The organism is Mesorhizobium sp. WSM1343, from assembly GCF_055901535.1.
This window is the reverse complement of record NZ_CM148370.1, coordinates 2,799,490-2,813,073: the sequence shown is the minus strand read 5'-3', so window position 1 is coordinate 2,813,073 and position 13,584 is coordinate 2,799,490. Positions and strand designations below refer to the sequence as shown.

The window sequence follows — 13,584 nt, the reverse complement described above, 5'->3', positions numbered from 1 at the left end:
CGACCAATGTCTGGATCTCTTAAGACGCTGGTGCGCGCGAACTCGGCAGATGCAAACTTGTGTCTCCAGATCGGTGTTCGACTATCCGGCTAAGGTTGCGCCCAGTCGCTTGGAAATCGAAACAATCCAGGCTCGCAGCTCAGGACCAAAAGGCTTCTCAAGAATGGCCCGATCCCAAGCCAAAAAATAAGGTTCCGGCAGCCTGATCCGCTTGTCGAACGGGGCGACGAGCCTGCCCGACGCGATATCGTCGGCAGCCATCGACAGTTGCGCCAGCACAAAGCCCCTTCCGTTGGCCGCCGCATCGATCGCCGCGCTCGACAGGGAAAAGGCCACTTCGCCGGATGTTCTGCGGTGCACCGCGCCGATGCTTGCGGCCCATTCCGCCCATGTCGGCGGCGAGCGGTGATCGCGGGCCCATTCGATGCTGAGAAGCGGCAGATCGAGAATATCGGCGGGCTTGCCGACCGGATGTTTCGCCAGCAGCGTCGGCGAGCAGGCCGGCACCACCCAGTCGGTGAACAGTTCGGTGTAGTGCTCGAAATCACGATATTTCGTGCCGTACGAAATACGGAAGTCAACTTGTTCGGCGCCCAGCCTTGGCTCCGTCTCGGCGCCCACCAGCCGCACGGTCGCGCCGGGGTGGTCGACCTGCCAATCCAGGAGCTGCGGGCCGATCCATTTGCTGGCCAACGACGGCAGGCAGGAGATGGTCAAAGTGTCCGCGGACCGGGCCTGTTCGATGAGATCCTGGGCGTCGCGAATGTGTTCGAAGCCGACGGCAACCGCTGCGTGGTAAACGCGGCCCAGCGCGGTAAGGGCGACACTCCTGCCGCGCCGTTCCAAAAGCCGCGCCTCCAGGGCGTCTTCGGCCTTGCGGATCTGCTGGCTGACCGCGCCGACGGAGACGCCGAGTTCGTTGGCGGCCGCCGTCACACTGCCACGCCTCCCGAAAGCCTCGAAGGCCTGTATCGCACGCAGTGGGGGCGTCTTCTTCACCTGGGCAACGATCCTGGGGTCAGCTTGATTTAGTTTTTCTAAAATAGAACGCAGATGCAAGCCCTATGTCGTCCCAGGCCCGCAAGATATTCGTTTAGGCGTCACAAGCTCGGGAGGACGCCATGTTTCTTCGAAACTGCTGGTACGTTGCCGCATGGGACCATGAGGTCGCCGACAGGCTGGTGCCGACCCGGATACTTGGCGAGGATATTGTCCTCTACCGCCGGACCGATGGCGTGGTGGCGGCGCTCGAGGATGCCTGTCCCCACCGCAAGCTGCCGCTGTCCATGGGCCGCATCAAGGGCGACACTGTCGAATGCGGCTATCACGGGCTGACCTTCGACAGCACCGGAACCTGTACGCGCGTGCCCGGTGCTGAAAAGATACCGCATGTGGCATGCGTTCGTTCCTATCCGATCGCCGAACGTTACGGGCTGCTGTGGATATGGATGGGCGAAGCGGCAAAGGCCGACCCCGCGCTGATTTTCGCGGTCGACCACTGGGGCGATCCGGCATGGGGCGTCAATCGCGGCGAGTCCATGGCGCTCGATTGCAACTACCTCTACATGACCGACAACCTGCTCGACCCCTCGCATGTGTCTTGGGTCCACCAGTCCTCCTTCGGCGGCGTTCAGGCGATGGAGGATGCGCCACTCGAAACCACCGTAGGCGCGGACGGCGTGACCGTGTGGCGCTGGGTGGTCGATGCCGCGCCGGCGCCCTTCTATGCGCCTTTCCTCAAATTCTCAGGCAATTGCGACCGCAAGCAGCACTACGAAGTGCGCTACCCCTCCAACGCCATCATCAAGGCGATCTTCGTGCCGGCCCGCACCGGCGGCGAGGGCAAGCCGCTGCACGAGGACGTGTTCCTCATGGACAGCTACAACTTCATGACGCCGGTCGATGAGAACCAGACGAAATATTACTGGTTCCAGATGCGCAATTTCGCCCCCGACGATTTGGAGGTTTCCCGCCAGTTCGCCACCTCTGTGCGCGGCGCCTTCGACGAGGACCGCACCGTGCTCAATGCCGTGCACAAGGGCATGGCAAACAAGCGCACGCCCAATCTCGATCTGAAGATAGATGTCGGACCGCTGCGCTTTCGCCGGAACCTGGCCAAGCTGATCGCCAGCGAGAGCCAGCAATTGGCAGCTGCCGAATGAATGCATTCACCGCTCGCGACACCATCGCAAGAAGCGGATTTCGCGACCTGAAAGTGGTCGCGAAGGTGCGCGAAAGCGCCCTCATCACTTCATTCCATCTCGAGCCGGTCGATCCACAGGACTGGCGCGACTTCCAGCCGGGCCAGTTCCTGGTGTTCCGGATTCCGGTAGCGCGGGAGGCCGCCGGCGAAAGGGGATATGTGCTGCGCAACTACAGTATCTCCTGTTCCCCAGACAGCGCTTCCTATCGGATCAGTGTGAAGCGTGAGGCAGCACCCGGGCCGGGGCTCCCCGATGGGATAAGCTCGTGCTTCCTGCATGACCGTATCGACGTCGGTGATGTGCTTCAGGCGGAAGGGCCGCGCGGCGATTTCGTGCTCGACAAGGCCAGCAACCGTCCAGTCGTGCTGCTCAGCGGCGGCGTCGGGCTGACGCCGATGGTGTCGATGCTGCATGCGTTGGCTTCGTTGCCGGACCGCCGTGCCGTCTTCATTCACGCCTGCGACAACGGCGATGTGCATGCCTTGCGCGATGAGGTGACCGGCCTGGTCTCGACCCGTCCCGGCCTGACCGCACACTTCTGCTACCGGCACCCGTCCGAGCGCGACAAGGCCGAGCAGCGCTTCCATAGCGAAGGCATGATTTCGCGGGACGTGCTGCAGCGTCTGCTGCCGATCGATGACTATGATTTCTACCTCTGTGGCCCGCCGCCGTTCATGCAGGCGATCTACGTCATGCTGCGCGAGCTTGGCGCGCCAAGCTATCGCATTGCCTACGAATTCTTCGGCCCGGCGACGCTGCTTGAGCCCGATGCAGTGCGAGTTCCCGCGGTTCCAGCGCAGCCGGCAAGGATCGAGCCGGCCGGGGAAGCGACAACCGTGGAATTTCGGAAGTCGGGCCTGACGGCCGTCTGGGATGGCTCGGCCGTATCGTTGCTCGACTTCGCCGAGAACCAAGGTCTGTTGCCGGAATTCAGCTGCCGGGCCGGCATCTGCGGCACATGCAAGTCGCGGCTGATCTCGGGCGACATCGCCTATTTCGAGGAACCGCTGGACGAGCTTGGAAGCGGCGAAGTGCTGTTGTGCTGCTCCAAGCCGCGCGGATCAGTCGTCCTCGATATTTGACAAGATTGCCGCGCGTGGGCGCGGGGAAACGGAAGTCGGGATTTGGAACAGTCGGTCAAACCAGCGTCGAGCCTGCCGCTCAATCCGCATATCGCCGCCTTGCCGCCCTACAATGCCGGCATGAACATCGCGATGGCGCGGGCGCTGAGTGGCCGCAACGATGTCGCCCGGCTGGCCAGCAACGAGAACCCGGATGGGTGTTCTCCCGCCGTCATGGCCGCATTGGCCTCCTCATCCTTCGAGCCATGGCGCTATGCCGACCCGGCCTGCACGGCGCTGCGGGCGGCGCTTGGCGAAAAACTGGCGATCGATCCTGGCATGATCGTTGCCGGCAATGGTTCCGAGGAGATGATCGCCGCCATCTCGCGCGCCGTCCTGGTGCCGGGCGCCTCGGTCGTCACCACGGTGCCGAGCTTCGGGCTGCATGAGATAGAGCCGCTGGCTGCCGGTGCCGATGTCGTCAAGATTGCGATGACACCCGAGATGGGGTTCGATCTTGCCGCGCTCGAAGCGGCGATCGCCGTTGGGCCACGGATCGTTTTCATATCCTCGCCGTGGAATCCGGTCGGGCCGGGTCTCGACCACGCTGGCCTGCGACGGCTGATCGGCGCCGTGCGGCCCGGCACGCTTCTTGTCCTGGACGAGGCCTATTTCGAATTCGCCGATCCCGGCGCGCCCGACGGCATCGAGGTCCTGCGCAACAGCAGCATCGACCATGTCGTGCTGCGCACATTTTCGAAGGCTTATGGCCTGGCGGGGCTGCGCGTTGGCTATGCCGTTTGTTCGGGCTTCGAACTGGCAAGAGTGATCGCGGCCGCCAAGACGCCGTTCAACGTCAATGCAGCAGCACAGGTCGCCGCTATTGCGGCACTGGCCGACGAAAGCTGGATGAAGGCGTCGGCGGGCCGCGTCAGAGCCGAGCGCGTGCGCACCGCCGCCGCACTTGAGGGCCTTGGTTTCCGGGTTGCCCAGTCGCAGACAAACTTCCTGTTCTTCGACTGCAAGGGCGACAGCTCCAGCGTTGCCGCCGGTCTCCTGAAGCAGGGGATCATCGTCAAGGCGTGGCGCGAAACCGGCTACGAGCACTATCTGCGCGCCACCATCGGCTTGCCGGCCGACAACGACCGGCTGATCACGGCGCTTCAGGGATTGGCGGGGCGATGAGCGGCCACGCGTCTCCCAGGCAAACGAACTGGATCGAGCAAGCGGTGCCGTTGTCGGTTGTCGACGCGATCCGCCGTGTCGTTGGCGCCTCGAATGTGCGGACCAGTGATGATACCGGGGCGATCGACCTTGGTTCGAACGGGACGGATTGCGCCGCCGGCATCGTCGTTGCGCCTTCATCGACCGGTGAGGTCGCGGCGGTGGTGCGCATCTGCAGTCAAAATGAGATTCCGATCGTGCCGCAGGGCGGGCGGACCGGCCTGGTCGGCGGAAGTGTCTCGCGGCCGGGCGACATCGTTCTTTCCCTGGCACGCATGAACCGGATCGAGCGGCTCGATCCGGTCGAGCGCGTGGCGATCGTCGGTGCCGGTGTTACCCTCGAAGCTTTGCAGTCTGCCGCATTTGAGCACCGGCTGGAGCCCGGTATCGATCTTGCCGCGCGCGGCTCGGCGACGATCGGCGGCATGGTGTCCACGAATGCGGGTGGCGTGATGGCCTTTCGCAACGGGGTCATGCGCCACCGCGTCCTTGGCCTGGAGGCCGTGCTGGCCGACGGATCGGTCTATTCCGATCTGACGCGGGTGGTGAAGAATTCCGCCGGCTACGATCTGAAGCATCTCTTCATCGGTGCGGAGGGCACGCTTGGAATCGTGACCCGCGTGGTCGTCAAGCTCGACCCTTCGCCCCGAGCCACCGCCACCGCGCTTTTCGGGCTGCCGTCTGTCGAAGCGGCGCTGCAAGTCATTCATCTGGCGCTTGAATCGGATACCGGAGTTTTGCGCGCGGCGGAGGCGATGTGGACCTCGTATTTCAGCCTGGCCGCAGCCGCGCATGAATGGTCCGAACCGAGCGTGCCGCTCGACCAGACACTGTTCCTGCTGCTGTCGCTTGGCGGCGCGCGCGAAGAGGCGCTGCGCGAAGATTTCGAGCGTATCTATTCGGAAGTGATGGAGCGCTATCCTGAAGCCACCGGCATCATTGCCGGCTCGCGGCGGCAAGAGGAAGACCTGTGGCGGTTGCGCGAAGACACCGGCGTGCTCTATCGCGCCCATCCCCAAGCGCCTTCCTTCGACGTGTCGGTGCCTCTGTCGGAAATTCCGGCCTATCTCAACAGAATCCTGCCCCGGCTCGCAGCGATCGAACCGGGTCTGGCGCCCTATGTATTCGGTCACCTGGCCGATGGAAACCTGCATATCATCCTCAACCGTCAGGGTCCGCTGGCGCCTGACGTAGCGGAGGCTGCCGAGAGCGTCCTGTACCAACAACTGCGGGAGATTGGCGGTTCTTTTTCCGCCGAGCACGGTGTTGGGTCCAAGCGCATCCATTCGCTGCTGGCGACGGTTGACCCGACGAAGCTCGCCGCGATGGAGCGGGTGAAACGAGCGCTGGACGATCAGTCGATCATGAACCCCGACAAGGTGCTTCCCTCCGACGCCTGGTTTGTCCGGTCCTCCAGGCCGCTCCTTTCCGGCAATGAGCGCCGATTGCCACCTCAGAACACGAGCGATCACAACGATGAATAGCCCCACGGTGGAACGACAGGGAATGAACGGATTGACCGCAACCGCCAGCGATCCGGTGGGATCGACCATGCGCCATGATGAGCCAGCCCCCGCCTATGCCCGTGATTTCGCCGTCCTTCGCAGGAGATTTCGCGAAGCCGCCGAGCGGGCCGGCGCGGAACTGTCTGAATATGTTCATCCGCTGAACGGCCCCGATGGCGAGACGCTGGCGACGGATGTGGCGCTGCTTGGCCGCCGCGATGCGCGCAAACTGATCGTGCTCATTTCCGGTACGCATGGTGTCGAGGGCCCGTTCGGCTCGACTTGCCAGACCGCCTGGCTCGGCCGGAAGAACCTGCGGCGTCTGCCCGGCGACACAGCCATCCTTGCCATTCACCTCATCAATCCCTGGGGTACGGCTTGGTCGCGGCGCGTCAACGAGGACAATGTCGACCTCAACCGCAACTTCATCGACTGGTCTTCAAGTGCTCCCGTCAACAACGGTTATGCCGGCCTGCACGACGCCATGGCGTATCGCGAGTGGGAGGGACCGGACCGCATAGCGGCCGACGAGAAGCTCGCCGTGGCGCGCAAAAGGCTTGGGCATGCCGGGCTGGCGGCGATCGTCGAAGCCGGCCAGTATGAGTTCGCCGACGGCATGTTCTACGGCGGTGGCGGCCCGGTCTGGTCGAACCGCACCTTGAACGAAATTCTGAAGACCTTTGCCGGCGCGGCGCGCCAGGCCATCGTCTTCGACCTGCATACCGGCGCCGGGCCTTACGGTTATCCGGCTCTGCTTTCTGTGGCGAGTTCCGAGCATGACGGCCTTGCCTGGGGCAAATCCATCTTCGGGCCGGCGCTGGCGACAGTCCTGACAGGCCAGGGCGCCAAGACCGATACCGGCATCACGGCAACGGCGACCGGCTATGTCTCCGATGCCGTCCGCAAGGCGATGCCGAACGCGCGCGTGCTGCCGCTTGTCGTTGAATGCGGCACGTTGGATGGGCCGGCTGTCATGGAAGCGGTCCAGGCCGACAACTGGCTGCATCTGTTCGGCAAGCTCGATTCGCCGTTGGGCAAGCGGATCCGCGACACTCTGCGTTGCGCCTTCATCCCGGATGACCCAGACTGGCAACGCACCTGCCTGTCCAGCAGCCTGCGCTATTTCGATCGTGCGCTGGCGGACCTGCGAACCGTCGAGATAACCCAGGACACCAGCAGCGAACAGACGCCGCCAACCCTTCCTGCCGTCGCGGCCGATCCGGCGCCCGCTGATAAGGCAAAGATCACCACGCCGGCCGTGCAGATCGACGAGCTTCACAAGAGCTTCGGCTCGCTTTTGGTGTTGAAGGGCGTCAATCTCACCGCCCATGCCGGTGAGGTCATTTCCATGATCGGCTCGTCGGGCTCGGGCAAGAGCACGTTCCTGCGTTGCATCAATCTTCTGGAGCAGCCGGATGGCGGCAAGGTCGCCATCAATGGCGAGGTGATCAAGATGAAGCCGCTGTCGAGCGGCCGTCTTGGGCCAGCCGATATGGCGCAGGTCGAACGCATCCGCGCCCGCGTCGGCATGGTGTTCCAGAACTTCAATCTGTGGCCGCACATGACGGTGGCGGAGAACATCATCGAAGCGCCCCGGCACGTCTTGAAGGAGCCCCGCGAGAAGGCCATCGAACATGCGCACGCCTTGTTGAAGAAGGTCGGGCTCGCCGACAAGCACGCTCATTATCCGGGCCAGTTATCAGGCGGCCAGCAGCAACGCGCCGCGATCGCCCGAACGCTCGCGATGCGTCCCAAAGTCATCCTCTTCGACGAACCGACATCGGCGCTCGATCCCGAGTTGGTCGGCGAGGTGCTGCGCGTGATCCGTCAACTGGCGGAGGAAGGCAACACCATGATCCTCGTAACGCACGAGATGCAGTTCGCGCGCGAGGTCTCCCACAAGGTTCTGTTTCTCCACCAGGGAAAGGTGGAGGAAGAGGGTGCGCCCGCGGAGCTGTTCGGCAACCCGCGCTCGGAGCGTCTGCGCCAATTCCTGGCACGGACACTGTGAGGGAAGCATTCTCGAAGCGTCCGGTTCGTACCGGACAACGGCAATGAAGACCAACAACAAGGGGAACTGATATGAAACTGAAAGTCTTGACGCTGCTCGCATGTCTCGCGGGAAGCATGGGAAGCGCATTGGCGGCCGAAGGCGAGTTGTCCATCGGAACGGAAGGCGCCTACCCGCCATGGAGCATGTCCGACGCCAGTGGCAACGTCACCGGTTTCGACGCCGATGTCGGCGCGTTGCTGTGCACCAAACTCGCGGTGACCTGCCATTTTGTCGTGCAGGCGTTCGACGGGTTGATCCCGGCGCTGAAGGCCAAGCGCTTCGACGTCATCATCTCGGGCATGTCGATCACCGCCGATCGCAAGAAGGAGATCAATTTCAGCGTCGGCTATGCCGAACTGGCCAACATGTTCGTAGCGGCCAAGGGTTCTGATCTGGCCGCGATCACCGACGTCGACACGCTGCTGAAGTCGCTCGACGGCAAGAAGGTCGGCGTGCAGGCTGGCACGACCCACGCGCATTTCCTCGAGAAGCGTGCACCGAATGCCGACCTGAAAACCTACGACACGCTTGACCAGATGCAGATCGACCTGGCGAGCGGCCGTATCGACACGGCTTTCGCCGATCAATCCGCCTTGCAGGATTTTCTGGACAAGCCTGACGGCAAGAACTTCCAACTGGTCGGTGTTGAGATCAAGAGCACATACGACCCGACGCTTGGCGAAGGCATCGGCGTCGGTATCGCGCAGGACAACACCGAACTCAAGGCCAAGATCGACAAGGCGCTTTGCGAGCTGATCGCGGACGGCTCGGTCGGCAAGGCAAGCGAGAAATGGTTCAAGACGGACATTTCCCGGCCCTGCAAATAACGCCTTGGAACCCTCGCATGCGCCCGGAGCGCCGGGCGCATGCGCTTCGCTGGCACGACAAGACTAGGGCAACTCAGATGGAATTCGGTCTCTGGCAGGTTTGGGAAGCGGGTTGGGTGACCGCCATCCTGCGTGGCGCGTCGATAACGATCCTGGTGGGTCTCGTCAGCATGGCGGCCGGGCTGGTGATCGGCATTGTCTGCGGCTTGATCAAATGGGCCCGGATATTTCCGCTCTCGCTGCTCGTTGATGCCTATACCTCGCTGGTGCGCGGCGTGCCCGAGCTGCTCATCATCTACCTCCTGTTTTTCAGTTCGGTTGAATTCGTGACCAAGGTCGTGACCGCTTTCGGCTATGCCGGGGTCGCGGAGAGCGGCTATGCGTTCGTCATCGCGGTCATCGCCATCGGCGCGATCTCCGGCGCCTATTCGACCGAGGTCGTGCGCGGGGCCCTGGGCGCGATCCCCAATGGGCATATCGAGGCCGCGCGCGCGCTCGGGCTATCGGGCGGCCGGATCTTTCGCCGCATCATCGCGCCGCAGATGCTGCGCATCGCGGTTCCCGGAATCAACAACGTCTGGCAGACCACGATCAAGGACACGGCCCTGGTCTCGGTGGTCGGCCTTCAGGAGCTGATGCGCATTTCTTTCATTGGCGCCAATTCCACCCGCCACCCGTTCATCTTCTACCTGATCGCGGCTGTGGTTTATCTGGCCATTACGCTCGTCAGCCAGGCCGGGTTCGACGGCATCGAACGCCTGCTCAGGGTGAGGACGAGAAAGTAGTTATGATGGATCTCATCCAGCTAGCGGTTCCCGTCCTGCTCAAGGGCCTGTGGGTCACAGCGGCACTAACGTTCGTCTCGGTGCTGATCGGCTTCAATCTGGGCCTCGGTTTGGCGCTGATGCGACTGTCGTCGAACCGCTTCCTGTCAGGCTTTGCCAAATATTATTCCAATGTCTTTCGCGGGACGCCACTGCTGGTGCAGATTTTCCTGTTCTATTACGGGCTTGGCCAACTTTCCTCGATCAAGGACAACGCAGCTTTGTGGTGGTTGATCAGCGACGGCGCGCGCTGCGCCGTGCTGGCGCTTGCGCTGAACACGGCTGCCTACACGTCGGAGATCCTGCGCGGCGGATTGATGTCGGTTCCGGTTGGCCTCGTCGAAGCGGCGCAGGCATGCGGCATGTCGCGCATGCTGCGGTTCCGGCGCATCGAGTTTCCGCTCGCCATCCGCCAGGCGCTGCCGGCCTATGGCAATGAGCTCATCCTGGTCGTCAAGGGGACCAGCCTTGCCTCGACGATCACGGTGCTCGAGATCACCGGCTACGCCAAGCGGCTGATGAGCCAGACCTTCGCAATCTTCGAGATCTTCGCCATTGCCGGCGTGCTCTACCTTGTGATCAATCTGCTGTTGATCGCCATCATCCGCGCCATAGAGCGTTTCCTCATGCGCCACGAGGCCTCCTCTGGCCGAGATCTGGCAGCGCCGCAACCAAATCGATCGACCGTGGGTTCGTGACGCCCCTGCTAAGATAGAGCGATCCCAAACCAATTGTCACTGACAGTCGAGTGGCTACTCGTCAGTCGTTGGAAACAGGCCCGGCGAGAAGCGAGTAGTTTTCACGACGTCTCTGACTAAGATGCAATTTCATTGGACGCTGAATGCCCGAGATAAAATGGGGGACCGATCGTCTCGCTTTAGATCACTGCTTCCTCGAGAAACGGCTCGTTGCGATCTATGCGCTCGTAACAGAACGGCGAAAGATCGAGCGTCTGGAAAGCCCCGTGAACGATAAGTTCTGAAACGGCCCGGCCCACGGCTGGCGACTGTTGCAGCCCGTGCCCCGAGAAGCCGTTGGCAAACATGAAATTGGTCACCTGCGGGTGGAAGCCGACGATGCCGTTGTGGTCGAGCATGTTGTACTCGTAGTGGCCGGTCCAACTGGTCTGGACCTTGAGTGCGTCGAAAGACGGAATGCGGTGCCAGAGTGCCGGCCAGATGTAGTCGTCGAACTCTTCATGGTGCATTTCAAAGTCGTCGTAGCCGGCCGGTCCGTCGCCTTGCGGCGTGTTGCCGGTGAGAAAAAGCTCGCCTTCGGGACGCACGAATGTTCCGGAAAGGTCGATGACATTGGGCATCCGGCCGGGGATCGGGTTGGCGCTGGCGAAGACGAAGCTGTAGCGCTTGTAGGGCGCGACCGGGATCGACAGGCCGGCCATGGCGGCCACCTGCTGAGCGCGCGGGCCCGCGGCGTTGACCAATGTTCCGCAGGCAACCGTCTGTCCGGTCGCGAGGCGCACCGAGATGACCCGCCCATCGGCGATGTCCAGCCCTGTCACGGCATTGTCGATATACTCGACGCCGCTGGCGCGGGCTGCGCGGCGGAAACCGTTCATCAGCCCCACGGAATCGAACCAGCCCTCTTCCCTGGCCCCCCAGGAACCGCCACCGAGATCCTCCACATTGAGCCAGGGGAAGCGATCCTTCAGCGGGCCCGGCTCAAGAAACACCGTGTGGGCCCCAAAACTGCGTTGCAGATCGACGCGCTCGCGGGCCGCTTTGACGCCGTCGGGTGAACAGCAGTAAAGGTACCCATGCTCCTTGAAGCCGAGGTCGGGCGCCGGTTCGTCCTTGTAGAAAGGTGCCATACGCTCCTGAAATCCGCGGATGATCTCGATGCCGAACTGGCTGATCTTCACATTGATCGGATTGGAATATTGCTGCCGGATCGCACTGGTGGAGAGCGCCGTCGACGAGAATTCGTAGCTCGAGTCGCGTTCGACGACGAGGATCGAGGCGCCGCTGCCCAGCGCCTGGCTCAGCCAGTAGGCCGTGGACGAACCGATGACGGCGCCGCCGACGATGACGATGTCGTAGGCGGTGCGTGACGGCGCTTTGTACCGGGGGATCGGCATGGCTGTATCTCCGGTCTACTGATTGAACGAAGCGACCAAGGCATCCGAGCCCCGCGCCAGCAGGCCGAGGTCGGAACCAACGGCAACCATGGTGAAGCCGTCGGCGAGGTAGCGGTCGGCATCGGTCTTTGCGGGAGCCAGGATCCCGCTGGCCTTGCCTGCCGCCGTTGCCGCCTTGCGCACCGAGGCGATCGCTTCTTGAACGTGTGCGGCCCCGGGATTACCCATCGCACCCATATTGGTGGAAAGGTCGCCGGGCCCGACGAAGAGAACGTCGACGCTGTCCACTGCCGCAATTTCCGCGGCATTGGCGACGCCCAATTCATCCTCGATCTGTACCGCGAGAAGCTGCTGCTCACGCGCCTTGGCGTGGTAACCGGCGATGCGACCGAAGCCGTTGGCACGGTGACCGGCCGAGAAGCCGCGAAATCCACCAGGCGCATATGTCATAGCCGCGACAATGGCGCGGGCCTGATCGGCCGTCTGCACATTGGGGATCATCAGGCTGCGCGCACCGATATCCAGGGCCTGCTTGATCAGATTGGGATCGTCGGAAGGCAGCCTGACGACGGCCTCGCTGTCGAAGCCGCCCATGACCTGCAACTGGGCCATGATGCTGCGCAGATGATTGGGGCTATGCTCGCCATCGATCAGCAGCCAGCCGGCGCCGGAGCCCGCGACAATTTCCGTCGTCAGGGCCGAAGCCAGCGAGCACCAGATGCCGATATGGGCCCGGCCGGCCGACACGGCAGCCTTCAGCGTGTTGAGGCGCTCTTGCATTTTGCGGTCGGTCTCCGATGAGCGAAAGGACGTTGAAATTTGTATGATGTCCTATATCATACGGCAATAATTTGCTGCAAGATGTAATACGCACCAACCTTCGTACAGGGGTTCAAGAATGAAGATCGGGTTCATCGGGCTCGGTGTGATGGGAGCACCGATGGCGCACCATCTCGTCGACGCGGGATATGAGATCTTCACGGTCCTGAACCGCTCCCCTCTGCCGAAGGACCTTAGGGCATCGGTCGTCGCCTCTCCTGGCGATGTGGCGCGGATGTCCGAGATCATCGTGACCATGCTGCCCGACACGCCAGATGTGGAGCGTGTCCTGCTTGGAGGAAACGGCGTCCTGGAGGGGCTGTCGGCCGATAAGCTGGTCATCGACATGAGCTCGATCAGCCCTATCGCCACTGCGGAATTCGCAGCGAAACTGCGGCAAGCGGGAGCCGGCTACCTCGACGCCCCGGTCTCGGGCGGTGAGGTCGGCGCCAAGGCGGCGAGCCTCACCATCATGGTCGGCGGGCCGACCGCAGAGTTCGAGCGCGCGCTGCCGATCTTTCGGACGCTGGGCAAGAACATCACCTTGATCGGCGAGCACAATGGCGCCGGCCAGACCTGCAAGATCGCAAATCAGATCATCGTCGCGCTCAACATAGAGGCCGTGGCGGAAGCGCTCGTCTTTGCCAGCAAGGCCGGTTGCGACCCGGCAAAGGTGCGCGCCGCGCTGATGGGCGGCTTTGCCTCGTCCCGCGTGCTGGAGGTGCATGGCGAGCGCATGATCGCCCGGGCCTTCGCCCCGGGCTTTCGCATGCGGCTTCACCAGAAGGATCTCAACCTCGCGCTCGAAAGCGCCCGCGCGCTTGGCGTCTCGCTGCCGAACACCGCTATGGCGCAACAACTGATGAGCGCCTGCTCAGCCCGACCAGGCGGCGCGGAGGCCGACCACTCGTCCCTCGTCCAGGCGCTGGAGATCCTCAGCGGCCACGAACTGTCAAAAGAAAAGGAGTAAAA

General features: G+C 62.9%; 12 protein-coding genes. 9 read left to right on the top strand and 3 right to left on the bottom strand.

Going from position 1 to position 13,584, the window contains the following annotated elements:
• Nucleotides 1-81 precede the first annotated feature (81 nt).
• Nucleotides 82-999 carry a LysR substrate-binding domain-containing protein gene (locus AC0NIL_RS13525; RefSeq protein ID WP_013530419.1) on the bottom strand — a complete coding sequence of 306 codons (918 nt, stop codon included), beginning with the start codon at nt 997-999 and terminating at the stop codon, nt 82-84.
• Between the two features lie 122 nt (nt 1,000-1,121).
• On the opposite strand from AC0NIL_RS13525, the gene AC0NIL_RS13520 reads away from it, so the two are divergent.
• The 8 genes from AC0NIL_RS13520 (at nt 1,122) to AC0NIL_RS13485 (ending at nt 10,396) form a co-directional block, all read left to right on the top strand.
• The gene (locus AC0NIL_RS13520; RefSeq protein WP_013530418.1) at nt 1,122-2,162 is read left to right on the top strand and encodes an aromatic ring-hydroxylating dioxygenase subunit alpha; all 1,041 of its coding nucleotides are present in this window, start codon (nt 1,122-1,124) and stop codon (nt 2,160-2,162) included.
• Nucleotides 2,159-3,286, top strand: a complete 1,128-nt coding sequence (locus AC0NIL_RS13515; RefSeq protein ID WP_473572270.1) for a 2Fe-2S iron-sulfur cluster-binding protein — start codon at nt 2,159-2,161, stop codon at nt 3,284-3,286. Before AC0NIL_RS13520 ends, AC0NIL_RS13515 begins: the two co-directional genes overlap by 4 nt.
• Nucleotides 3,287-3,328: 42 nt before the next feature.
• Entirely contained in the window at nt 3,329-4,450 is a 1,122-nt protein-coding gene (locus AC0NIL_RS13510; RefSeq protein ID WP_473572271.1) for an aminotransferase class I/II-fold pyridoxal phosphate-dependent enzyme, read from the top strand.
• Entirely contained in the window at nt 4,447-5,973 is a 1,527-nt protein-coding gene (locus AC0NIL_RS13505) for an FAD-binding oxidoreductase (protein WP_473572273.1), read from the top strand. The genes AC0NIL_RS13510 and AC0NIL_RS13505 overlap by 4 nt, the downstream gene beginning before the upstream one ends.
• Before the next feature lie 67 nt (nt 5,974-6,040).
• Nucleotides 6,041-8,005 carry a DUF2817 domain-containing protein gene (locus AC0NIL_RS13500; protein WP_473572452.1) on the top strand — a complete coding sequence of 655 codons (1,965 nt, stop codon included), beginning with the start codon at nt 6,041-6,043 and terminating at the stop codon, nt 8,003-8,005.
• Nucleotides 8,006-8,076: 71 nt separating this feature from the next.
• On the top strand, nt 8,077-8,874 hold the full coding sequence (locus AC0NIL_RS13495) for a transporter substrate-binding domain-containing protein (RefSeq protein ID WP_224674940.1): 798 nt from the start codon (nt 8,077-8,079) through the stop codon (nt 8,872-8,874).
• A gap of 77 nt (nt 8,875-8,951) precedes the next feature.
• Nucleotides 8,952-9,659, top strand: coding sequence for an ABC transporter permease (locus AC0NIL_RS13490; protein WP_063168719.1), 708 nt, complete (start codon nt 8,952-8,954; stop codon nt 9,657-9,659).
• Nucleotides 9,660-9,664: 5 nt separating this feature from the next.
• Complete coding sequence (locus tag AC0NIL_RS13485; RefSeq protein WP_063170307.1) at nt 9,665-10,396, top strand: ABC transporter permease; 732 nt, start codon at nt 9,665-9,667, stop codon at nt 10,394-10,396.
• Between the two features lie 179 nt (nt 10,397-10,575).
• On the opposite strand, the gene AC0NIL_RS13480 is transcribed toward AC0NIL_RS13485, so the two are convergent.
• Together AC0NIL_RS13480 and AC0NIL_RS13475 are read right to left on the bottom strand one after the other, a co-directional pair.
• Nucleotides 10,576-11,793: an NAD(P)/FAD-dependent oxidoreductase gene (locus AC0NIL_RS13480; RefSeq protein ID WP_013530410.1), complete on the bottom strand. Its 1,218-nt coding sequence runs from the start codon at nt 11,791-11,793 to the stop codon at nt 10,576-10,578.
• A gap of 15 nt (nt 11,794-11,808) precedes the next feature.
• Nucleotides 11,809-12,573: an HpcH/HpaI aldolase family protein gene (locus AC0NIL_RS13475; RefSeq protein ID WP_473572275.1), complete on the bottom strand. Its 765-nt coding sequence runs from the start codon at nt 12,571-12,573 to the stop codon at nt 11,809-11,811.
• Nucleotides 12,574-12,691: 118 nt separating this feature from the next.
• Here AC0NIL_RS13475 and AC0NIL_RS13470 point away from each other — a divergent pair, with 118 nt between their 5' ends.
• The gene (locus AC0NIL_RS13470; protein WP_473572277.1) at nt 12,692-13,582 is read left to right on the top strand and encodes a 2-hydroxy-3-oxopropionate reductase; all 891 of its coding nucleotides are present in this window, start codon (nt 12,692-12,694) and stop codon (nt 13,580-13,582) included.
• Nucleotides 13,583-13,584: the final 2 nt, after the last annotated feature.

Bases quoted from the DNA above. Each gene is read 5' to 3' on its own strand.
- AC0NIL_RS13470 (WP_473572277.1), top strand. From the start codon at position 12,692: ATGAAGATCGGGTTCATCGGGCTCGGTGTGATGGGAGCACCGATGGCG.
- AC0NIL_RS13485 (WP_063170307.1), top strand. From the start codon at position 9,665: ATGGATCTCATCCAGCTAGCGGTTCCCGTCCTGCTCAAGGGCCTGTGG.
- AC0NIL_RS13480 (WP_013530410.1), bottom strand. From the start codon at position 11,793: ATGCCGATCCCCCGGTACAAAGCGCCGTCACGCACCGCCTACGACATC.
- AC0NIL_RS13495 (WP_224674940.1), top strand. From the start codon at position 8,077: ATGAAACTGAAAGTCTTGACGCTGCTCGCATGTCTCGCGGGAAGCATG.
- AC0NIL_RS13500 (WP_473572452.1), top strand. From the start codon at position 6,041: ATGCGCCATGATGAGCCAGCCCCCGCCTATGCCCGTGATTTCGCCGTC.
- AC0NIL_RS13515 (WP_473572270.1), top strand. From the start codon at position 2,159: ATGAATGCATTCACCGCTCGCGACACCATCGCAAGAAGCGGATTTCGC.
- AC0NIL_RS13520 (WP_013530418.1), top strand. From the start codon at position 1,122: ATGTTTCTTCGAAACTGCTGGTACGTTGCCGCATGGGACCATGAGGTC.
- AC0NIL_RS13475 (WP_473572275.1), bottom strand. From the start codon at position 12,573: ATGCAAGAGCGCCTCAACACGCTGAAGGCTGCCGTGTCGGCCGGCCGG.
- AC0NIL_RS13490 (WP_063168719.1), top strand. From the start codon at position 8,952: ATGGAATTCGGTCTCTGGCAGGTTTGGGAAGCGGGTTGGGTGACCGCC.
- AC0NIL_RS13505 (WP_473572273.1), top strand. From the start codon at position 4,447: ATGAGCGGCCACGCGTCTCCCAGGCAAACGAACTGGATCGAGCAAGCG.